At 35.1% G+C, this 25166-nt stretch carries 19 protein-coding genes; 15 read left to right on the top strand and 4 right to left on the bottom strand.

Annotated features, from left to right (window positions below; translation table 11 throughout):
• Positions 1–74 precede the first annotated feature (74 nt).
• The 8 genes from LB888_RS02505 to LB888_RS02475 all read left to right on the top strand — a co-directional run bounded on the left by LB888_RS02505 (position 75) and on the right by LB888_RS02475 (position 8205).
• Positions 75–2168, top strand: a complete 2094-nt coding sequence (locus tag LB888_RS02505; protein ID WP_318753492.1) for a glycoside hydrolase family 3 N-terminal domain-containing protein — start codon at positions 75–77, stop codon at positions 2166–2168.
• A 21-nt stretch (positions 2169–2189) separates the two neighbouring features.
• Entirely contained in the window at positions 2190–2846 is a 657-nt protein-coding gene (locus tag LB888_RS02500) for a LacI family DNA-binding transcriptional regulator (RefSeq protein WP_318753491.1), read from the top strand.
• Complete coding sequence (locus LB888_RS12140; protein WP_412928322.1) at positions 2843–3199, top strand: substrate-binding domain-containing protein; 357 nt, start codon at positions 2843–2845, stop codon at positions 3197–3199. The genes LB888_RS02500 and LB888_RS12140 overlap by 4 nt, the downstream gene beginning before the upstream one ends.
• The gene (locus LB888_RS02495) at positions 3196–4104 is read left to right on the top strand and encodes an ABC transporter permease (RefSeq protein ID WP_276648208.1); all 909 of its coding nucleotides are present in this window, start codon (positions 3196–3198) and stop codon (positions 4102–4104) included. Before LB888_RS12140 ends, LB888_RS02495 begins: the two co-directional genes overlap by 4 nt.
• A 68-nt stretch (positions 4105–4172) precedes the next feature.
• A complete protein-coding gene (locus LB888_RS02490; protein WP_311919818.1) occupies positions 4173–4991 on the top strand; it encodes a carbohydrate ABC transporter permease in 819 nt (272 codons plus the stop codon).
• A 12-nt stretch (positions 4992–5003) separates the two neighbouring features.
• Positions 5004–6635 (top strand): extracellular solute-binding protein, encoded by a 1632-nt coding sequence (locus LB888_RS02485; RefSeq protein ID WP_318753490.1) that lies wholly within the window; start codon positions 5004–5006, stop codon positions 6633–6635.
• Positions 6636–6667: 32 nt separating this feature from the next.
• Positions 6668–7264: a hypothetical protein gene (locus tag LB888_RS02480; RefSeq protein WP_276648781.1), complete on the top strand. Its 597-nt coding sequence runs from the start codon at positions 6668–6670 to the stop codon at positions 7262–7264.
• Positions 7265–7266: 2 nt separating this feature from the next.
• The gene (locus LB888_RS02475; protein WP_318753489.1) at positions 7267–8205 is read left to right on the top strand and encodes an ROK family protein; all 939 of its coding nucleotides are present in this window, start codon (positions 7267–7269) and stop codon (positions 8203–8205) included.
• Positions 8206–8795: 590 nt separating this feature from the next.
• Here the strand turns inward: LB888_RS02475 and codA are convergent.
• Positions 8796–10031 carry a cytosine deaminase gene (gene codA / locus LB888_RS02470; protein ID WP_318753488.1) on the bottom strand — a complete coding sequence of 412 codons (1236 nt, stop codon included), beginning with the start codon at positions 10029–10031 and terminating at the stop codon, positions 8796–8798.
• A gap of 6 nt (positions 10032–10037) precedes the next feature.
• Positions 10038–11315, bottom strand: a complete 1278-nt coding sequence (gene codB, locus LB888_RS02465; RefSeq protein ID WP_318753487.1) for a cytosine permease — start codon at positions 11313–11315, stop codon at positions 10038–10040.
• Between the two features lie 743 nt (positions 11316–12058).
• On the opposite strand from codB, the gene LB888_RS02460 reads away from it, so the two are divergent.
• A complete protein-coding gene (locus LB888_RS02460) occupies positions 12059–13309 on the top strand; it encodes a hypothetical protein (protein WP_318753486.1) in 1251 nt (416 codons plus the stop codon).
• A 199-nt stretch (positions 13310–13508) separates the two neighbouring features.
• On the opposite strand, the gene LB888_RS02455 is transcribed toward LB888_RS02460, so the two are convergent.
• Together LB888_RS02455 and LB888_RS02450 are read right to left on the bottom strand one after the other, a co-directional pair.
• Positions 13509–15719 (bottom strand): RNA degradosome polyphosphate kinase, encoded by a 2211-nt coding sequence (locus tag LB888_RS02455; protein ID WP_318753485.1) that lies wholly within the window; start codon positions 15717–15719, stop codon positions 13509–13511.
• 198 nt (positions 15720–15917) lie between these two features.
• Positions 15918–17471 carry a Ppx/GppA family phosphatase gene (locus LB888_RS02450; RefSeq protein ID WP_318753484.1) on the bottom strand — a complete coding sequence of 518 codons (1554 nt, stop codon included), beginning with the start codon at positions 17469–17471 and terminating at the stop codon, positions 15918–15920.
• A gap of 255 nt (positions 17472–17726) precedes the next feature.
• On the opposite strand from LB888_RS02450, the gene LB888_RS02445 reads away from it, so the two are divergent.
• From LB888_RS02445 to LB888_RS02420, 6 genes are all read left to right on the top strand, one after another.
• Positions 17727–18554 carry a metallophosphoesterase gene (locus tag LB888_RS02445; RefSeq protein WP_318753483.1) on the top strand — a complete coding sequence of 276 codons (828 nt, stop codon included), beginning with the start codon at positions 17727–17729 and terminating at the stop codon, positions 18552–18554.
• A gap of 337 nt (positions 18555–18891) precedes the next feature.
• Entirely contained in the window at positions 18892–19626 is a 735-nt protein-coding gene (locus tag LB888_RS02440) for a pseudouridine synthase (RefSeq protein WP_318753482.1), read from the top strand.
• Positions 19627–20478: 852 nt separating this feature from the next.
• A complete protein-coding gene (locus LB888_RS02435; RefSeq protein ID WP_318753481.1) occupies positions 20479–20658 on the top strand; it encodes a hypothetical protein in 180 nt (59 codons plus the stop codon).
• 14 nt (positions 20659–20672) lie between these two features.
• Positions 20673–21560 carry a diguanylate cyclase domain-containing protein gene (locus LB888_RS02430; RefSeq protein WP_318753480.1) on the top strand — a complete coding sequence of 296 codons (888 nt, stop codon included), beginning with the start codon at positions 20673–20675 and terminating at the stop codon, positions 21558–21560.
• Positions 21561–21884: 324 nt separating this feature from the next.
• Complete coding sequence (locus LB888_RS02425; protein ID WP_318753479.1) at positions 21885–22955, top strand: bifunctional glycosyltransferase family 2/GtrA family protein; 1071 nt, start codon at positions 21885–21887, stop codon at positions 22953–22955.
• Positions 22955–25165 carry a glycosyltransferase gene (locus LB888_RS02420; RefSeq protein WP_318753478.1) on the top strand — a complete coding sequence of 737 codons (2211 nt, stop codon included), beginning with the start codon at positions 22955–22957 and terminating at the stop codon, positions 25163–25165. Before LB888_RS02425 ends, LB888_RS02420 begins: the two co-directional genes overlap by 1 nt.
• Position 25166 lies beyond the last annotated feature (1 nt).

Here is a 25166-nt window from a genome sequence, read left to right as displayed (position 1 = left end):
AAGTCATTGAAAGGCATCCTTTTGAAGTGAAAATAAAAACGTTTTTATCGTTAAAAAATAAAAAGGAGACCATAATGGAACAAGAAAAGTTAAAAGATTTATTGAAACAAATGACTTTAGAAGAAAAAATTGGTCAAATGACTCAACTTACACCCACTTTCTTCTCAGAAAGTGGAGAAATAACTGGACCAATGTTAGAACTGGGATTAAGTTTAGAACAACTTAATTCGATAGGAACGGTACTAGGAACTCATACGAAAGAAGAAGTCATTAATATTCAGAAAACTTATTTAGAACAAAGTCGATTAAAAATACCTTTAATTTTTATGGCAGATGTCATTCACGGATATGAAACGATTTTCCCAATTCCATTGGCATTAGCAAGTTCTTTTAATCCGAATCTGGTGAAGAGGATGGCTCATTTATCAGCAAAAGAAGCTGCAGCTGCCGGAATACATGTTACTTTTTCACCAATGGCTGACTTAGTAAGAGATGCACGTTGGGGACGCGTTTTAGAAAGTAATGGAGAGGATCCTCATCTAAATACCATTATGACCAAAGCCTATGTCGAAGGATATCAAGGAGATGGATTGACTAATAAGCAAAATATTGCGGCTTGTGTCAAACATTTCGTAGGTTATGGTGAATCTCAAGGTGGGAAGGATTATAACACCGTCGACATGTCTGATGTGGTTTTGTTCCAAGACCATTTACCAAGTTTTAAAGCAGCAATCGATGCCGGAGCAAAATTAGTAATGTCTTCTTTTAATTTATTTAGAGGCGTCCCAGTAACGGCAAGTCATTATTTATTGACGGAAGTGTTAAGAGACCATTTAGCATTTGATGGAGTGGTTATTTCAGATTGGGCAGCTGTAAGTGAATTAGTTCAGCATCGGGTAGCTGATTCAAAAGCTAGTGCAAGTAAAAAAGCTTTCGAAGCAGGTGTTGAAATTGATATGATGACGGATTTTTATTTAAATTCATTACCAGATTTGGTGAAATCAGGAGAGGTTTCAGAACAAATGATCGATGAAACTGTAATGCGCATTTTAGAATTAAAAAATGAACTAGGACTCTTTGAAGATCCATATCGTGGCTTAAATGATAATTTCACAATAGAAGAAGATTTAAGATTAGAATCCAGAAAAATTGCAACAGAATCAATGGTGCTATTAAAAAATAAAGATCAAGTTCTACCACTTAAACCTACTGAAAAAATAGGCTTAGCAGGATCAAAGGCGACATCAAGAGATACCTTAGGGGCTTGGTCTTGGATTGGGGAAATTGATGCAAGTATTGCTATTGCAGAGGCTTTTGCAGAAACAGAAATGATAGTTGATTTAGCAGAGCAAATCGTGGATTTCGATCGATTCCAATTGGTGGATAAAGTGGTGATTGCAGTAGGGGAAACCGGAACAGAAGCCGGAGAAGCAGCAAGTAAAACCAATATTAAATTAACTCCTCAAGATATCGAAACTGTAAAACAGGTTTATCAATGGAATAAAAATATTGTACTAGTAGTATATTCAGGCAGACCACTTGATTTAACAGATATCGAGCCATATGTGAAAGCAATTCTATATGCATGGTTTCCTGGAAGTGAAGCGGGACGAGCAATTGTTGATGTTTTAACTGGAAAAACGAATCCATCAGCAAAACTCCCCATAAGTTTACCACGTTCCGTTGGACAAATGCCATTGCATTATAATCACTACTCAACCGGACGACCGTTTAACGAAGAAAATCCAACTATTCGTTATATGTCACGTTATTTAGACGTCATGGATGGACCACTCTATCCTTTTGGACATGGATTAAATTATAGTGAAATAGAACTTACAGAAGCTAATATCGTAGATAAACAAAACAAATTTATCGTGCACTATACTTTAAGTAATCAAAGTGATGTTGATGGGCAAGAAGTAGTTCAATTTTATATTCGTGACTGTGTATCGGAAGTGGTACGGCCAGTGAGAGAATTAAAACATTTTGAAAAAGTCAGTGTGAAAGCGAACGCAATTTACCAGGGAAGCTTTGAAATTACGATAGATAATTTAGCTTATGTTCATAGTGATTTAAAACGATTTACGGATCCTGGAAAATTTGAATTATATTTAGGCTTTGATAGTAATGCACCTAAGTTAGGTGAGTGGGAATACCAAGGTTAATTTAGAAAGGAGTTGAGATGGTTGCCAAAGAAAGTATCAATCAAAGATGTAGCCAAAGCGGCAGGCGTCTCAATTTCAACAGTTTCAAACGCATTAAATGGGGTTGATGTTGTTACGGATAAAACGCGTAGTAAAGTATTAGCGATTGCCAAAGAATTAAATTATGTCCCTAATTATATGGGACGTCAGTTAAAGTCGGGTAAAACGAAGATGATTGGCTTTTATACTAAGAGTATTGATCCACCATATTTTTCAACGGTAGCAGATACTTTAGCTAGAGAATTATCGCAAAGAGGTTATGGACTTAATATTATGATGTCTCATCATAAAGAAGATATTATCCGTCAAATACTAGGTGGAACTATTGATGGCTTAATAGGGTTTGATGAAATACTTAACCGTCATGATATTGCTAGAATTGAAAAATCAGGTCTTAAAACAGTGTTAATGGATCGTCAGCTATCAGCCCCCAATATTAGTAGTGTGATTTTTGATAGTGTTTCAATGGGGATGGAAGTTACTGAATACTTAATTTTCAATGGCCATAAAAAAATAGGTTTTATTAAAGGATTCGATGGCGTTTATGATAGTGATTGTAGAGTAGCAGGTTTTATGGAGTCAATGAAGAAAAATCAGCTTAATGTTAACCGACAATGGATTTATGAGGGGGCTTTATAGAGGAGCATACTTATGATGCGACTAAAGAATGGTTAATAAAGGTACCAGAATTACCGACTGCATTAATAGCAGGAAATGATTCCAGTGCTATTGGAGCACTTAGGGCTTTTAAAGAATTAGGAATTAATGTTCCAAATGACATTAGTCTAATTGGCTTTGATGATATTCCATTATTAAATTATATTCATCCAAAACTGACTACTTACCATTTACCAATTATTGAACAAGGAAAGGTAGCTGTCGCACAATTATTTGATATGTTAGAAAATAATCAACAAGGGACTATCATTGAATTAGGAGGACATTTAGTTCTTCGTGATTCCGTAAAAAATCTAAAGGAGGTTTTAGAATGAATAAATTTTGGAAAAGCTTTAGAACACAAGCTCCTTACCAAATAATGGTTTGGCCAGGAATAATATTAATGGCCGTATTCAATTTCATTCCAATGTATGGTATTTTAATCGCATTTAAGGATTATTCTGTTTTTGATACAATTGCCAATGCTGAGTGGGTTGGATTCCAGTATTTTGAAGAATTTTTCAGTGATCCAAACTTTTGGAAAGTATTAAAAAACACAGTAGGGATTAGTTTCTTCAAATTAATTATAGGATTTCCATTAGCAATTTTTGTAGCAGTCATGATTAATGAATTAGTAAGTCCTAAATTTAAGAAAATGGTCCAAACTGTTTCATATTTGCCCCATTTTCTATCGTGGGTAATTTTAGGAGGGATGTTTATTACATGGTTATCCGATGCCGGACTAGTTAATAATTTATTACGTGATTTAAATTTAATAGACAAGCCAATTCGTTTCTTAACAGATAGTAAAAAATATTGGGCAATTGCAGTTATTTCTGATATCTGGAAAGAATTAGGTTGGAATACTATCTTATATATTGCGGCTATGACCGGTATTAACCCAGCTTTATATGAAGCAGCAAAAATTGATGGAGCAACTAAAATGCAACAAATCTTTAAGATTACAATCCCATCTATTCGACATATTATTGCTTTAACATTTGTTTTATCAGTTGGCGGATTATTAGGTTCCAACCTTGATCAAACTTTAGTATTACAAAATCCTGTAAACTATCAAGCAAGTGAGGTTATTAACTCATATGTATATAAGATGGGGATTCAACAAGGGGATTTCTCATATGCAGCCGCTATCGGTTTATTTGTATCGTTCTTCTCATTGATTTTAGTTGTCGTCACACATTTAGTGACACGAAGAATTAGTGATGAATCAGTATTCTAGAAAGGAGTGTTAATGTGAACAACAAATCTTTAGATGAGAAAGTATTTGATATTGTTAATGTTATTTTTATGATCTTTTTCGTGGCAATTATTGCATTACCACTCTTAAATATTTTGGCTTTATCATTTAATGACGCAACAGACGCTATAAAAGGAGGGATATATTTTTGGCCTAGACAGTTCTCATTAGAAAGTTACTATACAGTTTTTGAGGACCCAGCTATTTATAAAGCAGCAGTAGTATCGATAGCTAAAACATTAATTGGGGTGGTGACTCATACCTTACTTACGGCTATCGTGGCCTATGGGATGTCTAAGAAGTTTTTAATTGGTCGTAGTATTTACATGAAAATGGGAATTATCGCGATGTTTGTTAATGGTGGGATGATTCCAACATTCCTAGTATTTAAAGCAATGGGGCTTTTAAATAATTTCTGGGTATATATTTTACCAGTATTATTCTCATTCTATGACATGGTAATTATGATGAATTTCTTCAGAAATATACCAAGTTCATTAGAAGAATCAGCAGAAGTAGATGGTGCTAATCCTTTTACTATCTTCTTCAAAATTATCTTACCATTATCATTACCAGTTTTAGCAACCATTGCATTATTCCATGGTGTATATCAATGGAATGATTATATGACCGCTAATATTTATGTTGATAATCGTGAACTTTATCCCTTACAAATGTTGTTATATCGTATAGTATCAGAAAACTTATCGCCAGCCGTCGCAACAGGAACCAATGTTGTGCGTAAGACAACATCACAATCACTACAATTAGCGACGATGGTTGTGACGACAGTACCTGTTGTCATAATCTATCCATTTTTACAAAAATACTTTATTCATGGTATGACGTTAGGTTCAGTTAAAGAATAGGAGAAAATAATAATGAAAAAATTACAAAAACTTTCCGTTTTATTTAGCACAGCTCTAGTTTTAGGTTCTTCAGTCAATTTAGCATCAATCGCTGAAGCAGCTGATTATAATTTACCAGATGCTCGTTTTGAAGTAGATCCGTCGACTCCTTCTTGGGAAAAAGATAAAGAACATCCTGCAAAACTACGATGGTATGTTAACTTTGATTGGTATGCACGGTCTGCCTGGGGTATTGACGTAGTTTCAAGAAAAATTAAAGAAGATATGAATATTGAAGTTGAATTTATACCTGGAAATAATGAAAACCTTAATACAATGATGGCAGGTGGCGACTTACCAGATATCATTACATTTGACAAGAATATCAATCATGCAAATGATGCGGATAAATTCGCTATTCCTTTAAATTTATTAGCTGAGAAGTATGATCCATATTTCTTAGAATCAGCAGCTAAAAAAGAAACTTTAGCATGGTATACACATGAAGATGGTAATATTTATGGTTATCCAAGCTTCTCTACAACGAAACAAGACTATGAAGATGGTAATGTTGTAGGTGACCAAGTATTTATCGTACGTAAGGATATTTATGAAGCAATTGGTAGTCCTGATATGTCAACACCTGAAGGATTCCTACAAGCATTGAGAGATGCACAAGAAAAATTCCCAGAGACAGATGATGGTGCTCCAATTGTACCATTTGCAGGTACAGCTTTAGATATTGCAAATGGTGGAGATGGTGCTTTTGGAGGGATTTTACAAGACTTCTTAAATATACCTGTAACTGTAGATGGCAAATGGAACGATCGTGATGTTAATGAAGACTATATCAATTGGATTGATACATTCCGTCAGGCCTATAGTGAAGGCTTAATGTCACCCGATCAATTCTCAGATAATGACAATACAATGAAAGAGAAAATGGCATTAGGAACGTATTTCGCATACCTACATACGAATACAAAAGGTTTAAATGAGTTTATGTCAAATAATAATGCACGTAATGCAGAACAAACATATATTGCAGTGGATGGACCAAAAAATGCAAAAGGTGAAGATCCAACCTTTACAGGAGGGAATATTGGTGGATGGACTGCAACGTATATAACTCGTTCTACAAAAGAACCACAAAAAGCAATGGAGTTATTAACATACTTAGCTTCAGAGTATGGTACAATGGTAGCAGTATTTGGGGTAGAAGGTGAAACATATAATCTTGTTGATGGTCAAGTGGAATATACTAAAGAAACAGAAGACTTGCGTAACTCAGATATCGCAACGTTTGATAAAGAAGTAGGTATTGGTAACTATTGGTTTGTTTCTAACGATAATTATGCTAATCAAATGGGCCAAAAACCAGCTACCTCAATTCGAGAAATGGTAGAATGGGCTCAAGATAAATTAGCTCCACGTTTCGAAATTGAAGACATCGAACCAAAAGAAGGATCATTAAACCGAAACTTAGTTAACTTAAATAATGCACGTGTTCAAGCTTTAGTAGCGTTTATTCAATCACCAGATTCAGAAACTGGTAAACAAGTATGGCAAGACTACTTAGATAGTCGTGACAGCTTTGGCTTCCAAGAAATTGTGGAACACCGTAATGCGAAAATTGCAGAAAACATTGCTAAATTAGGCGAATAATCGCTTTAAATGAATAGAAAGTAGTGATTGGAATGTTCTCATTAGAAGGAAAATTATATCGAGGATTAGCAGTTTTGTGGCACTTAATTTATGTCAATGTATTGGTCATGATTTTTTCATTACCTATCATTACTATCGGTGCGGCGTTAACAGCTGGAATCAATGTAATCGAACCTTCTGGTGGGAACATTTTTTATCGTTTTTTTGAGTCATTTAAAAAGAACTGGTTGGTTTCTTTACCAATCTTGGTTATTAATTTTATTTCAGTATATTTTTATTTTATGTTTGATATGACGATGTTAGAAACACCTTTAAAAATGTTATATTATGTATTTATCATCTTTCTATTGAATTTTAATGTAAACTGCTATGTCATATTGTCAAAGGTACAAAATATAAAAATTTTTGACATGTTTCGATATGGATTTATGTTAACCGTGATTTCCATAGCTAAAACAATTTGGATTCCAGTGGTTTGGGTGTTGTTGGTCCTTTATGCCTATCCCTATCTTGGCTTAATACTAAACTTGATGTTAGTCAGTTTACCGTTATATGTACACATAAAAATGAATCTAAAAGAAGTAAAAATTATTAAAGACTATTTATCAAACATAGGAAAGGAAGGTTAGAGATGTTTTTAGGTATTGACATTGGAGGGACCTTTATAAAATATGGTTTAGTAGATGAAGAAGGTAATATTACGCAAAAGGATAAAGTGCCAACACCATTAGAAAAAGACCCCTTTATAGAAACACTTGTTAAAATTATTAACCAATTTTCAAATGAATCAGTTGAGGGGATTGGGATTAGTATGCCTGGAGTCATTCGAGAAGATGGGTTCTTGATTACTGCCGGCGCTATTCGTAGTATTTATCAAATTAATTTGATTGATATTTTGCATCAATATACCGATTTGCCGATTACCGTCGATAATGATGGGAATAGTGTCGCAATCGCAGAAAAATGGTTGGGAAATGCACAAGACTTAAGTAACTATATTTGTATGGTATTGGGTACAGGTATTGGCGGTGGTTTTGTCATTAACGACCAAGTTTACCGTGGTTTTAACGGGATGGCCGGCGAGTTCGGGTGGATGATAATGGAACATGTACCAGAAGTAGGTTCAATAGAATTGAATTCGAGCTTAAATTATCATGGGGCGGTTATTTTAGGGTTGTGTGGTGTCTATAATAAATTACATAAAGAGCAAGATCCTAATTTTGAGGAAGTCACTGATGCACGAATCGTTTTAGAAAACGAAGATAATGATCCATTTGCTAAACAGGCAGTCGAAACTTTCTATTCCGCTCTTTCAAAAGCGATTATTAACCTAGATAGTTTATTTGATCCGCAAGCTATCTTAATTGGTGGGGGTATTACCGAGAATCCGGCTTTTTATGATCGCTTAATGAAGATGCATGCGAAAATTGTAGAACGTCATGAAAGTTATCACTTTATGGTTGGTAAAACAGCTTGTGATGTTAAACTTGCGAAGCTTAAAAATGATGCAGGTTTATTAGGAGCCGTGTATCAAATTAAACAAAAAGTACAACAACTTAATGCAAACTAATTTTTTATTTTAGCAGTAAACTTAATTAAGTAGCTCTCTTAAATTTTTCGAGATTTAAGAGAGCTTTTTTGCTTCAATCTAGCAAAGAATATCTAACTTACGACACATCCGCTCAGTGACTTTTTGCTTCAATCTAGCAAAGAATATCTAACTTACGACACATCCGCTCAGTGACTTTTTGCTTCAATCTAGCAAAGAATATCTAACTTACGACACATCCGCTCAGTGACTTTTTGCTTCAATCTATAATAAGGGGACTTTTAGAACCTTCCGTTCATTAAGTTTATAGAACTACCTTTCTTTAGCCGCCCAAAAACACTTAATGTTCAGGCTGTCCGAAATGGATGGATTTTAGCTAAAATTATAAATAAACAGCGTGTTTTAATAAAAAATATTTTTTATTTTTGTAAAGAACGAAAAACCTATCCAAAATGGACAGGTAGAAAGAAAATGCTAACCTAAATCAACCCCAAAATAAACTAATAATTAGAAATAAATGTGGATATATTAATAAAGAGTGAGCTCCTCGAAAGGAACTCACTCTATTTGAGGTATGTGTATTTATTCTAGTTTAATATGACAGTCAAAGCTTAGAATAAAATCTCTTTTACTTTTGGTTGGGTTTTAGTAATAATTTTACCTTCGTGGATATTATACAAGACTTCGCTACGTTCATTTAAAACATTATAGAAATTATTGTGATTTATAATAATTAAGTTAGCCGGTTTACCTTCTTCAATTCCATAACGGTCGGTAATATCTAAACAGCGAGCAGCATTATGAGTGACAAAGCGATAGGAGTCCATAATTTCTTGATAGCCCATCATATGACCAATATGTAATCCCATATGAATGACTTCTAACATATTACCATCACCTAATGGGTACCAAGGATCGAATAAGTCGTCATGACCAAAAGCAACATTATTACCGTTGGCTAGTAATTCTTTGACTCGCGTCATGCCACGACGTTTTGGATAAGTATCAATTCGCCCTTGTAGATGCGTATTTACGAGTGGATTGGCGATAAAGTTGATTTCAGAAAGACGTAATAAGCGCATTAATTTCGCAACATAGGCATTATTATAAGAATGCATCGCGGTGGTATGCGAAGCTGTTACTCGACCTTTCATGCCTGTTTCTAAAGCAAGGGTTGCCAGTACTTCTAAGCCACGCGAAGCTTCATCATCAATTTCATCACAGTGGACGTCAACTAAGACATTATATTTTTGGGCTAATTGCATCATCATCTTAAGTGAAGCAACGCTATATTCACGAGTGAATTCATAATGTGGAATAGCCCCTACCACATCAGCACCTAATTTTAGAGCTTCTTCAAGTAATTCGTAGCCGTTTTTATAGCTTAAAATCCCTTCTTGTGGGAATGCTACGACTTGAATTTCGATAAAGTCTTTTACTTCTTCACGTAGATCGATTAATGCTCTTAAGGCAGTTAAATTAGGGTCCGTCGTATCAACATGAGTTCTGACAAATTGAATACCATTAGCAGCTTGTTTACGAATCGCACGTCCAGCACGTTCTTTAACATCGTCATAAGTGAGACTTTCTTTGCGTAAAGCCCAAGTCTCAATCCCTTCAAATAGGGTACCGGACTCATTCCATTTTGGTTCACCGGCGGTTAAGACGGAATCTAAATGGATATGCGGTTCGATAAAAGGTGGTAATGCAAGTTTGCCTGTTGCATCAATCACTTCTTCATTGTCACCAGCATGCAAATGATCACTTATTTCAGTAATAATACCTTCAGCGATACGGATGTCAGTAGCAGTTTCTTGGTTTTCGATATGAACGTTTTTGATTAACATAATAGATTACCCCTTTACTTTTGATAAAACGATATAAACAACACTTGCGACAATTAAACTATTAATCGGTGTAATCCCCACTTGGATGATTAATCCTAAGGCGATACCGACAATCACTGCAATAATCGCATTCCAATTCCATTCTCTAGCAGTCTCAACTTCTTGATATTGATCTTTACTCATAAAGTAGTCAATAATAATGACCGCACCAACAGGTGGAATCATCGAGCCTAATAAGCTTAAGTAAGACACAAAGTTGTCGTATAAGAAGATGGCTAGTAACGTTGCGATGGTTCCAGCTGATAAAGTCATCCATTTCATTGGTAATTTGGTGACATTCGAAATGGATAGGCCTGAAGTGTACAAGGCGTTGTTATTGGTTGACCAAATATTAAATCCTAAAGATAAAATAGCTGGTATTGTTAATCCTTGTAAGATTAGAACATCAAAAATGTCCGGTAAATTAAAGGCAGCGGCACCAGTAGCACCAAAACTAAACATTAAGATATTGCCGATAAAAAAAGCAATCACAGTGGAAATAATGGCGTTCATTCGATTATTAGCAAAACGTGTAAAGTTAGGTGTAGAAGTCCCACCACTAATAAAGTTACCAATGACGATACTTAAGGCCGCGGTTAACGTAATCGGCTGAGCCGGTGTTTCGGAAAATAAATGGGCAACGCCGCCCACATCACTGATTGAACGATACATTGAGTAGAAACCTAAAACCGTAATTAATGGCACCGCAATTGAACCGAAAACGGATAAAGCTTTAATCCCTTTTACTGAAGTTAAGGTCATCATCGCACCTAAGATTAATACTAATAGATAAGTGTTGATGCCATATAAGTTTGCCACTGGAATCGCGAACATGGCTATACCTACACCGAACCAACCCATTTGGGTTAATCCCACTAATAAAGAGGGTAATTTTGAACCAGTATGACCAAATGCTTTTTTGGACAATAAGTCAAAATTCATCCGTGTAGCTTGTCCAATATGTGCGAGTATCCCCGTATAGACAGCTAAAAATAAGTTACCTAATAAAATCGCAATGACAAAGTTACTAAAGTTAAGCCCTAATCCTAATTGACCACCGGCCATCATGGAAGGGGAGGAATAGGTAAAACCAACCATCACCACTAACATTTGCCAGAAATTTTTGTAATTTCCATTGACCTTAGTGAGAGCATACTCCTCATCTTGTGGGGTAACTGCTTGTGCATCCCCATTTATCTGTGTGGGTGTCGCCGCAACGTCTTGATGCTTCGCAATATTTTGCATAACAAAAAAGCCTCCTATAAAATTAATTAAATCTCTGGATAGAGATCGCATAATTTTCTAGCAAGCTAAAAAACGTATTCTCTATCTTTCCTATCTCTCGGATAGGTTTAAAGATTTATCGTTAACTATTATAACAAAGTTACTTGATTTGTACGGAGTAAATTGACGATTATTAAAAAATGAAATTCCAATGTCCGTCAAGGCACCATGAATAATCTAGTGGCTCGCTAGCGTAAAGCGAGTAACAATTGTTTTGGTCGTATGAGAATAATCATTAAGGAACCTCAAATTATTAAGACATAGTAGCTATAATAAGCTTCATAAAAACATCTTCATCAAGGAAGTAATATAATTAATTATAAAATCTTACATGGAGGTCAATTGAAAAGCATTCATTTTCTACTTCAGGCCAACTCCCATCTGTGCGGGGGTGAACAGACAAAGCGAAAATCAAATGATTTTCTACTTCAGGCCAATTCATCTTTGCGGTGGTAGACCGACGAAGTGAAAATCAAATGATTTTCTACTTCAGGCCAACTCCCATCTGTGCGGGAGTAGACCAACGAAGCGAAAATCATCAAAATTTCTACTTCAAGTCCACTCCCCTTTGTTTGTATTTTATTTAAAATTTTAATAAATAAAACTTATCCTAAGCACTTTTCTTTGCATTTGAAAGCAGTTTTACTTTAAGATTAAGGTGTAGTAAAAAGATTGAGCAAACAAAATTTGGGAGGATGAGACTAATGAGAAAATGGACAAAACTATGGTTAGCGGCAATGACAGCAGTCAGTTTAAATGCCTCTGCTTTAAGCGACGTAAATGCTGAAACAACAACAGTTGATGAAACGTCATTTGAAGTTAATGGACAACAATTTGATCTCTATGAATCAATATATCCTCAAGTAGAATTTGAAATCGGTGAGGGTGAAAGTATTCATGATCGAATTATTTTGAATGAAGACACTTTATTTGCTTCGGTAGATGACGCCTTATATGTATCAAATCCAGGAAGTAATTTTGAATTTGTTAATGAAATCACTGGAGGCAAAAGTTATCGTGATTTATCTACCTTTGCTTGGTTGTATTTAATTTATGATAATGGCGATATGCAAATCATCTCGCCAGCTGTGGCTTCAGCCGATTTATTAGATACTTTTAGTTTAGAAGAATTAGTCGAAGCGCAGTATCAAGATATTAATTTTAAATTGCATGGATCTTACTTGAATCATTATACGGATGATATTTATGAGATGTATCACTATACGAAAAACTTTTCACCACAAATAATTGCGGATGCCTATGCAGACGTTCGTCGTGCAGAAATTTTACAAGAACAAGATCCATCTAATCCACGGATTCAAGAAATATTAAATGATATGTACGACTCTTATAATTTATTAGTAGAACGTTATGATATGTCAGTCAGCGAAGAGAAAGCCCCATACTTTGAATACTTTGAAGGGGTGGAAGAGTCATCTGAACTGGATGAAAGAGAAAGTATTATAGTAGAAGCTTTTCATAAATTACCGTTAGATTTCCAACAACGTTTAGCACGTTTTGGTTATATGACGCATACGGATATTAATAATATTATCGATGTCGGTGACTTTGACTTAAGTGCGATGGCGTATCCAGCAAGAGAAATTCACTTCTCGGAAGAATATGAAATTGAACCGGTCATCATTTATCATGAAATGGGGCATATTATTGATTATTCTTCGCGTGTTTATAAAGATCCGGCTTTAGAAGAATATAAGAGTTTCTCAGATTCTGATGAATGGATGAGTGTCCATCAAGCAGAGTGGGAAGAAGAAGGTTCTTATTATCATGAACCATCAGAATCGTTTGCTCAAGGTTTTGCGGCTTATTGGATTAAGAAAATTGAAGGCACACAGACCAGTGACTATGGATATGAAAATACCGACATTGCGGACCGTCCTGAGACCGAAGCTTATTTTGAAGACTTATTCGCAAAATTAAATATTGAAGGATAAAGTTATAAAACAATAGCAATAACACCTTACTCAACGATGAACGGGTAAGGTGTTTTTGTAATGAATATAAAATTATGGCTCTCTACTTTTTGGTGTAGGTGAACAGAAATGACTCTGTTCACCTACACCATTTGACAAAGAGCCGATTTTCCACTCCCAGTGCTATTACTGATCAATAAGAACAATAAGATAATTAATTTTATTTGAACCATGCAACTAAACGTTGCCACCAATTTAAACTTGGTTTGCTTTCAACCACTGAGACTGTTGGCACTAACGCTTCACGCTTGCTTTCAGCTAGTCGCATTAATTGGATTTGAGAATTGTTTTGAACCATTGTCCGATCGGGTCGGGTATAGGTGCCATCAACTTGAAGTTCACGGGCTTTCATAGTGTCAGCTAATTGATAGTCTAAGATGTCGATAATTTGTTTTTCAATCTCTGTTGATAAAATAGGAAACTCAATCTCGACACGGCGAACCATGTTACGTGTCATCATATCAGCTGATGATAGGAATAAATGATGCGCACCATTTCGATTAAAGAAGTAAATTCTAGAATGTTCTAAAAAACGTCCGACGATACTTCTGACATGAATATTTTCTGAAATGCCTTCTATACCAGGTTTTAAGCAGCAGATACCACGGATAATTAATTCAATTTTTACACCCGCTTGACTTGCTTGATAAAACTTCTTAATGATTGCTTTATCGGTTAAGGAGTTCATTTTAGCAACAATGCGTCCATTACCAAATTGATTTTGGTAGGCAATTTCTTCATCGATATAATCAATTAACGAGTCACGAATTTCAAATGGTGACACATGTAAATGTTTATAATGCGGTCTTTCAGTAAAGCCACTTAAGTGGTTAAAGAATTTAGACGCATCTTCGGTTATTTCTTCATGACAGGTTAGAATCCCCATGTCTGTATAAATACGTGCGGTTTTATCATTGTAGTTACCAGTCCCTAAATGGACATAGCGTTGAATTTTATCTTCCTCACGGCGGATGACTAAAGTGATTTTACTATGAGTTTTTAATTCTGACACACCATATAAGACATGGCAACCCGCTTCTTCTAGTTCGCGCGCCCAAAAGACATTGTTTTCTTCGTCAAAGCGCGCCTTTAATTCTACTAAGACGGTAACTTCTTTACCACGTTCGGCAGCTTGTTTTAAGGCCGCGATAATCGGGGAATGTTTAGAAACACGGTATAAGGTTTGTTTAATGGCGATTGTTTTTTCGTCATTGGCAGCTGTTTCGATTAAGGAAACGATTGGCTTGAACGAGTCATATGGGTGGTTAAAGAACAAGTCTTTTTCACGAATCGCCTCAAATAATTTTTCCCCCGTATGTTCGGGGTTTAAAAATGGCTCAAACGGTGGATATAAGGCTTCTGGATGGTCGGCTCCCACTTGATCATGTAATTTAAATAAGAAGGTTAAATCCAATGGTCCGGCAATTTGATAGAGGTCAAAATCTTCTAATTGTAAAATATCCATTAAAACATCTAAATGATGAGATTCATAGACTTTTGAAATAGACGTATCGACTTCAATACGTACAACTTCGCCATTTTTACGCTTTTTCAAGGAATCTTCAATCTCGATAATTAAGTCTAAAGCCCCTTCTTCACGAATATCAAAGTCAGCATCACGTGTAATTCTAAAAGGTAATGAGAAATTCACATGATAACCTTTAAATAATTCATCGATAAAATGGACAATTAAATCTTCAGTGAAGACCAATGTTTTTGTGCTAGTATTTTCAATTGTAATATAACGTTCCACAAGATTAGGAATAGGCACAATGGCAGTCATTTGATTGCCTTTTTCATTTTGCAAGCTGACTAAAATATTAATCGCTTTGTTACTCAAGTGTGGAAATGGTCGATACGCATCAATCCCAATTGGGGACAATGTTGGTAATATTAATTGTCTAAAACGATGTTCTGCAATTACTAATTCTTCTGGTGTTAATTCAGCGCTGCGTTTAATTTGATAATCATAAGTAGGCAAAATTTTAACCAGTTCATGATACCGATTATATTGTAATTCAATATTTTCAGCATTCTTTTTACGAATCGCTTGCAATAATTCAAAAGGGGTCATTTGCGTTTTATTTTCTGCAATTTCGACATTGGCGCTATACTGATCATAGACACCAGCCACTCGTATCATGAAAAACTCATCGGCATTGGAACTGGCAATTGCTAAGAAGTTTAATTGTTCTAAAAATGGATTATTTTGATCATAGGCTTCTTCAATAACACGTTTATTAAAGTCTAACCAGCTTAATTCACGGTTAAAATAATAATCAGGTGAGTCGTAAGGATCTTTTTCAATAAAGTCGTTCTTTTTAAAAGAATGCTTTTGTATTTTTTCAGATTTTTTTTGACGTTTAGCCATAATAATTCCTTTCTTATCGAACAAATAAAAGTGTTAGAGCTTCGATAGCAATTCTTTAAAATCATATCTTGGTAGATGCTAGTAATTGAGTTGATGATTAGGTCATAAACCAATTGCTAGTAACCTAGCGGATGATTAAGTCATTAACCAGTTGCGATTAGGGAATTGTATTGTTAACTTCAATAAAATCCTCAACACTTATGATTCAAGTTCGACAAATTTTAGTTCTAAATTTCCATCTAAGACGCGGCTTAAATGTTTTAAATGACGATTGGTACGGTAAGCTTCGGCTACTACTGGGGCAGTATGATAGATGACTAATTGATACTTGTTTTTGGATTTTTTGATAAAGTTTAAGTCTTTAATCGGTTGTGTTTGCGAATCATTCAAGGCATCACTTACTTTTATGATTCCTCCTAAAATTAAGAGTTCTTTGATTTCGTCTTCGGTTAACCAATCAGGAAAATCGCGTAAGTATTGCATCATCATGGATTTGCTCTTGAAACTACTTAGTAAAGCTAATCGTAGGCGATCATGATGTGAGAAGCCTAATAAATCCATATTGGAAATAATATAGAAGGTATGTTGTGAATCAGCTTCTGAACTGATCATTGAACCAAAGCGATATAAATAGCTGGCAAATTCTAATTCATTTTTTAATTGCTCATCGTAGCGAATAACATCAGCTTCACTCAATGCTTGATATAGTTTAATGGCATAATTAACCCGCAAAATACTACCTTCAGGTAAAATATTCATCTTATCAGCCACTTGTTGGACCGTTCTAAGTTTATTACTGCGTGCATCGATAGGTGAGTGATAGTGCTCATTAATATAAGTTAATACAAATCCTTCTCGTAGTCCCTGATTCGATAAAATAAAAATCGGTGCTTTGACCGTATTTAATAATTCTAAAAAGACAATGTTGGCCGGGATGATGATGTCGACACGGTCATTGCTGAGTCCATCAATATTTCCCATATCCTCTAAATCGGTGGCCATAAATAAATCCAAGGTTTGGTTCAAACTAGCTTCCGTCATATGATAGCCTTGAATTCCCGCAATCGGATATTCATTTAAACGCTGATGTACATAGGCGATATTACGCGCAGAACCACTCATCGCGACGATCGGCAGTTTGGCTTTTTTCAACCAAGGTAAGCTTTTAAATTGCTCGCGTATGTATTTACGCACCGCATCCACGGCGCTGGCATCATTATGCTTTTTATTTTTAAAGAATTGTTCCTTTAAAGTGACGTTACCAAAAGGAAAACTATGGAATTGTAGCATCTTTTGATTTTTAAATAGCGTCACCTCACAACTGCCACCCCCGATATCAATCGTAATACCATCTGGTACATCAACGGAATGCAAAATCGCATATTGACCGAAAGTTGCTTCCTGCTTTTCTGATAAAATAGTGACCTCAATACCTACTTGTTTTTTGACTTGAGCTAAAATATCGTCACGGTTATCAGATTGTCGAATTGCTGCGGTTGCGACCGGGAATAATTTATCAACACCGGCTTTATCAGCCACGATTTTAAAGGATTGCAATACTTCGATTAATAAATCAATCCCCGTTTGGCTCATTACAACTGATTTTTTGCTTCTCTCTAAGTATTGTGAAAGTCTTGCGGGTGTCTTGATGTTTTGCAATTCGGTGATATTAAATCTATGGTCAATTGCATAAACGACCAGACGGATAGTGTTTGACCCGATATCAATTAACCCAATTTTTTCATTATACATATTGGACTTCCTTTCTGGATAACATTTACAAATCGATAGTTTGGATAATAAAATAGTGAGTAATAGGCTATTAACCTGGTAAAGTCTCAAAATAAATCGTTTTATTTTTATAAACCTTCTTCATTATAAAGAAGGCCAGACACACACTCCATTTAGGATTTGTAAAAAATTTGTAAACATGAAAAATACATGATATTCTTATCTAGAATATATATTATATGGTATTTATTATACCATTATTGAAGGTGGAACTGTATGAAATTTATAACAAAAATGGGAATAGCTGTTTCAACAATCGGCTTAGCCTTATTCACAGCGAATGGTCTCAATCAAAAATTAGACGTGAAACATTATAAATATCAACATCCGAATGTAAAAAATAGTGTGAGAGCAGCCGTCATTACCGATTTGCATAGTAATTTAATGGGTGAAGATCAAGCAGACTTGATGTCCTTAATTGACAATCAATTTCCGGATGTCATCTTTCTAGTGGGCGACATTGTTGATGAAAAATTACCTCAGAGTCAGGCAGAATTATTTTTAGATCAAATCGTCGCTAAATACCCAACCTATTATGTAACAGGTAATCATGAATCATATACAAAACGTGGCGAGCAAGTAAAACAGATGATAGAAGCCAAAGGAATTGAAGTGCTAGCCCAAGAATCAAGTTTATTTACTTATAATGAGACCACCTTACAAATTACCGGCATTGATGATCCAACATTTCTTCCACCAGATATTGCCTTATTTGAAGCAATGCACAATCACCAATCCGGACCATATGTCAATGTTTTATTAGCCCATCGACCAGAATTAATTGAAGATTATTTAGCTTATCCCTTCGATATTATTTTCAGTGGTCATGCACATGGTGGACAATGGCGCATTCCTGGTTTAATCAATGGACTTTACTCGCCTCACCAAGGATTATTCCCCAAATATGCTGGTGGCGAATATAATTTTAATCATACTAAATTAATTGTCAGTCGTGGCTTAGAAAATCAAAAGTTAGACCATATACCACGCTTTTATAATCGTCCAGAAGTAGTAATCGTGGATTTCTTACCGATGGAGGAGTAATAGGCTTGATGCGGTTAATGGCGCACCCCTTTAGGCTAAAGCATTAAAACCAGAGGCTAATAGCGATAAAAAATCGGCTAAAGCAAATCATTAAAGTCAACGGTAAATAACGATACAGTTACAATAAAAACGAAGAATAAAAGTGAAAACAGAAGGTAATAGACCCACGACCAAAAGAATTGTATAAGGGCAAAATTTATATCACTTCGGTCAAAGCGAATCATTTCAATAAAAGTGATAAAAGTCATAAACATAAGTGTCATTCAACGAGCAGTTTAACGACCAATAGGTTGAGTTGGCACTTCCTTTTTGTGTTAACAATTAAAGTAGGAAATAGATGAGACTAGATAAATTTTTAATTAAAACATTACAACTAACGAAACAGCAACGAAAACGTTTATTAGCTGACCACCAAATCTTAATCGATGGCCATCAAGCTCTTTCACTAAGACAAAATATTGATAGTGAATTACAAAAAATTACGGTCAGAGGCCAACAAATCATCAGTCCCACCGAAAAATATTATATGATGTATAAGCCAAAAGGGGTTATTAGTGCTGTTAAAGATGACCAGAAGCAGACGGTAATCGACCTTCTAAGAGCTGAAGATCAAATAGAGGGCCTATATCCTATTGGACGTTTGGACCGTTATACTAGTGGATTATTATTGTTGACGAATAATGGACCACTGGGTTATCGCCTATTACATCCGGATCATCATGTGGAGAAGCAGTATCGTGTTAAAGTAAATGGTGATATTAATGAAGAAACGGTCGCGCTGTTTGCTAGAGGGGTGATAATCGATCAAGATACCTTATGCAAACCTGCAAAATTGATTATTTTACGTCATTCACCAACGGAAAGTGAAGCGCTAGTTACCCTCTCGGAGGGCAAATACCATCAAGTGAAGAAGATGTTTTTAAGTGTAGGAGTCAAAGTAATTGAACTAGTACGGTTAACCTTTGGCGAATTCTCACTTGATCAAATGTTAAAACCAGGTGAATATCGCGAACTCAATCAAGCTGAACGTCAATTAATTAAACAATATTTATCGGAAGATATTTATATATAATTATCAAAAAACACCTATTATTACGTAGTTATGAAATGTCCTATCTCTTGAACCTGATTCAGATTTAGAGGACAGTACAAAACTATAGTAAAATAGGTGTTTATTTATTACAGAAAGTATCATCGGCACGAAGTTAGGACTAGGTTCTTAAGATAGCTTTTGAACTTTAACGAGTACTAAATTTAGTTTAGGATATATTATTATTTATTAATTACTAATAGCGAAATTTGGCCAATGTTTAAAGATATGTTTATGCCTTCTATTGGATAAAAAATTAAAAATCAAAAGGATTAAATAGCCGACTAAATAATTTTTCATAGTTGGAATAAAGATAAGTCACCGTCAGCCATCATTGAGGTGCCCCGAAAGTTAGAGTCTTTTTTATTTTCATGGTGCAAAGAGAGGCACCGTCGCGTTTAATAAAAAAATTATATAAAAGATAGAGATTGTAAATAGGTTGATCGTTATACTATTCGCAACTATTCTATTATCCCGGTAGATTTCTTACGGGTGTTTTTTTATATAAAATAGTAAAAACACATAAAAAAAGAATTCGAAATAAGTATTAATTATATTAAAAATCTGCTAATATATAGTTGGTAATTAGTTAAAATCTTTTTGTTATGAATAAAATACAAGATTGAGAAAGTCGATTGATTGGTGTTTTAATTATTAAGCTTGAATGGTTTGAGCAGGTATCAAAACGATTCAAGCTTAAAAAGTGACGGTTTTTTATAAGATTTAATCAAAGCGTAATAATATAAGAGCCACGAGGCCTATCAGAAACGGCATACTTTCTGATAGGTCTAAATAAAGATAAACTCAAAAATTAGCAATGAGAGTAGGAGTAAGATGAAAAAAATAGGAAATAATGCTCGTTTATTAACCATTATTACAGCACTTATTATTGTTTTATTAACAGTTGTTTTAGGTGAATTATTAGGAACAGTGCATGATGATTCTTTACGTGCGTCGAGTATCTTTTTGATAGTGTTGATTTTATTTTTACAAGTTGTTTTTTTGATCGATTAAAAAAATTCGTTGATTTGTCAGAACGCTATGAAAATGAAGCCAGACTACTAGTAGAAAGTTTTGAAGCGCTGGACAATATATTCCATTTCATTGTAGATATTGATATGAATTATCTTGTAATTAATACTGCAGAAGCCGAATTTATGAAATATTTTTATGAAAAGGTACCTCAAGTTGGCCATAATGTCCATGAGTTTTTTCCAGAAGCTATTGCTCAAAATTTCGCCAATGAATTAAATATCGCCATTATAAATGGGCGCTATACAACTACGGAGCAATTTAATATAGATGATCATAATTTTCATATTTTAAGTCAATATTATGCGTTAAAAAATGACAAAGGTGATGTGTATGCAGTTAGTGTCATTGTGACAGATGTATCTGAAGATGTGAATGAACATAATGAAATTCTCGACTTAACTTTTCGTGATCCATTAACGGATAGTTATAATCGACGGAAAGTTACCGAATATTATCGTGTATCTCTTCAGGATAAAAATATTCCAGCTTGGTTATTATTTATTGATTTAAATGACTTTAAAGAGATCAATGATAGCTATGGACATCTCATTGGTGATCGGATGTTAACGACATTTGCATGGATACTTAAAGAAGAACTACCTTCAGAGGCTATTATTGCGCGTATGGGAGGCGATGAATTTTGTGCCTTAATTCCAGAGCTAACAGAAACGGAACTTATGGAGTATATAAAGCGTATCGAAGAAAAAGTCGGTACTTTGCCACAATATCCAATTTCGATTTCAGTCGGGTATGTTTTTGTTGAAAATCCTAAAGATTATCCGTTCGAGCATTATTTTGCGTTAGCCGACCATATGATGTATGAAAATAAAACAGAGCGGAAAAATGAGGAAAATAAACGCGACGATACATTTTTATGGTAAAAATGATAAAAAGCAAGCCTTGAATCACATCAGACTGATGATGAAATGAACTAGCAGGCCTAATAAAAATGAATGCAATACGGCTTTAGGTTTAACCGATTTATTTTGTAAAGCTACCATTGGGTTCAACTCAATCATTAATGGAAGACGTCAGCTTGTTTATCCAAATTATCAATGTAAAAACTAGCTTAGTTCAACCCAATTATGGGTAAAAAGCTACCTTCCGGTCTAATCAAGTAATTAATGCAATGCGACAGCGTGTTCAACTCATTCATTGATAAAACTAATATTAAAAAAATTTTAACGAAATAAAGGAAGATCAATATGAAAAATTCAATTGCAGTCATTATACCAGCGTACAAACCCGACCATCGAATGGTAGCTTTAGTGAAAGAATTACGAGAGAATCATGCGACCAGTTTGTATCCTATCATCATTGTAGATGATGGCGGTGGCATAGAATTTAAAGAGATTTTTAATCAGGTGCAACAGCATGCAACCGTTCTAACGCATCCCGAAAATAAAGGTAAGGGCGCTGCTCTAAAGACAGCCTTCAAATATATTGCCGAAGAACTTTCTAATCAGGTGGTAGCAGGAGTGACTATTGATGCAGATGGGCAACACACGGTGAAAGATACGATTAATTGTATCCAGGCTTATTTTAAAGCTGTACAACAAGGGCATCAGCCAATTGTATTAGGGAGTCGTCAATTTGATGGGAAAATTCCATTGAGAAGTAAGTTTGGTAATGTGATGACGCGTGATGTGTTGGCAATGTCAACCGGGATGGATATTACAGATACTCAAACAGGTTTACGTGTGATTCCGACCCAATATTTTGCTGGTATTACTCAATTACCAGGAGAACGTTATGAATTAGAAATGCAAATGCTAGTCTATGCCAAAGACCATCGCATTCCCTTAATAGAAGTGCCTATTGAAACAATTTATCTTGACGAAAATGAATCGTCACATTTTAATCCAGTTAAGGATTCCATTCGCATTTATGCTATTTTCTTTAAATATTTAGTTTCATCGGTTGCTTCGTTTTTGGTTGATATTGGTGTTTTTGCCTTAGTCATCCGTCTACTGAATAATAAAGCAACCAATGCCATTATGATTGCTTCATATATTGCCAGGGCAGCCTCATCTGTGTTCAACTTTACGGTAAATAAACAGTTAGTTTTTAAACAAGGGGATGATTCTAGTAGGGTAAAATATTTTAGTTTAGTGATAGCACAAATTTCTGTTTCTGGATTATTGGTGAGTGCACTGTCTAGATTATTAGTCAGTTGGGATTTAACTGTCGTAAAAACAGTGGTAGATATTGGCTTGTTTTTAATTAGCTATCAAATTCAGAAACGTTTTGTTTTTACTAATCGAAAGGAACAATAATGAAAAAAGAAAGAACAAGTAATTTACTTTATCTACTGGCGTTTATTACTTCAGTCATTTATTTAGGCTGGCGCATTATCTATACCATTCCTTGGCAAGATTCGACTTTTTCTTGGGTATTTGGTTTATTACTATGGATTAGTGAGGTCATCTCTTCTTTTACAGCCTTCATTCTTATTTTTAATAAACGCAAGAAATTTAAATTAGTGAAACCAGAAATACCTGAGGACGCAGAATGGCCTCATGTGGATGTATTAATCGCTACTCATAATGAAGAGGTTGACATTGTCTATAAGACGCTTAATGCTTGCACTAAAATGTACTATCCTGAACCAGAAAAGGTTCATATTTATATTAGTGATGATACGAATCGTCCTGAAATGAAAGCATTGGCTGAACAATTTGGTGTTGGCTATTGCGGATTGGAAAATAATAAGCATGCGAAATCAGGTAATTTAAATAATGCATTGGCGCAAACCAATTCACCATTAGTGGCGACCTTTGATGCTGATATGATTCCTTATCATCAATTTTTGATGGAAACAGTCCCTTACTTTATGGGAGAACAACCGGACCCTGATCGACCAATTGGCTTAATTCAAACGCCTCAAAGTTTTTATAATGCGGATATCTTTCAATATCATTTCTTTTCAGAAGCCAGTTTGCCTAATGAACAAGATTTCTTTTCTAAGAGCGTTAATGTCTTAAATAATGCTAGAGGAGCGGCCGTGTATACCGGTTCGAATACTTTAATTCGTCGACAAGCGATTGAAGATGCCGGCGGTTTCCCAATCAATACGATTACGGAAGACTTTGAATTGGGCGTCAGAATGAATATTGCCGGCTATAATAATTATTCAACCAATCATCCAATGGCTAGCGGTTTAACCCCGACCGATTTGCGCAGTGTCATTAAACAACGAGTTCGTTGGGGACGTGGCGTCATCCGTAGTAGTTATAATACTAATATATTCTTTAATCCTCATTTAACGGCGGGACAAAAGATGGTCTATATCAACGGCTTCTTTTATTGGAGTTCTTTTTTTAGACGTTTGTTATATATTATTGCTCCTATTCTTTATACTGTTTTTCATCGAAGAATCGTGATCGCGAATGTGTGGTTATTGTTAATCTTTTGGTTACCATCCTATGTTCTTACCAGACGGTCAATGGAAGATGTGACCGATACTTATCGTACGCAAACTTGGGGTGAAATCGTCGAAACGATGTTTGCCCCTTATCTGGTCATCCCGCTAACTTTAGAAATGTTTGGCATTAGTGAGACTAAATTTAAAGTGACTTCAAAAGAATTAAAAAAATCCAATATCGACATTATGTTTGCCTTACCTTACATTATTTTGTGGGGATTGTCAGTCTATGGTTTAATAACTTTTAACCTTGGAAAATATGGAGTAGAGCTCTTTTATGGTTCTGTCATTAGTTTCTGGTTATTACATCATATTATTAATTTGACCTTTGCGATTTTTGCGACACTCGGACGTCCGATATTACGTAATCAAGAACGTTTTTATATTGAAGAGCCTGCCCGAGTTAAAGTGAAAGACCAATGGCACGAGGTGATAGTAGTCGATGTGTCAGAAGGTGGCTTTTCTTTTAGAACAGAACAGCCCTTGTATTTTAAGGATAGGGTAACCATCGATTTCATTGAGCATTCTGTTCCATGTCAAGTGGAAGGAGAACTAGTGCGGGTTCAATCCCAACCAGATACTTGGTTATATGGAATTAAAATTAATGAGATGGACGAAGAAACGAGACGTCGTTATTTCCAATACATCTATGATCGTCCTAATACTTATTTGACGAATGAAAGGGATACATGGGTGACGATTTGGGATGATTTAATAGAAAATTTTATTCAACGAATTAATTTTCGCAAGAATCGTATCACCCAAAGTTTATATCAAACACCGAAAACTCCTAAAGTGGCAGGTGCCATGAAAACCGAGTTAGCCAAAGTGCCGGTTACCATTACCACGTTTGATTTTGAAAAGATGGTTGTTCATTATCAAAAAGAAAAACCTTCGCCAACCGAGTTTATCTTTAATAATGGCCAAGTTAAGTTACGCCTAAAAGAATTAGCAGTAGATCGTATCGATAAGGAAATTACTTATCAAGTCGTTGAACTTGATGCACCGATTGATAATGGATTACAGCTATTTTGCCAACAAATAATCGAAGGGAGAGCATGAT

This window comes from Globicatella sp. PHS-GS-PNBC-21-1553 (genome assembly GCF_033564055.1).
Lineage (GTDB): Bacteria > Bacillota > Bacilli > Lactobacillales > Aerococcaceae > Globicatella > Globicatella sulfidifaciens.
Note: the sequence above shows the minus strand (reverse complement) of the source record. Positions and strands in the feature narration are given on the sequence as shown.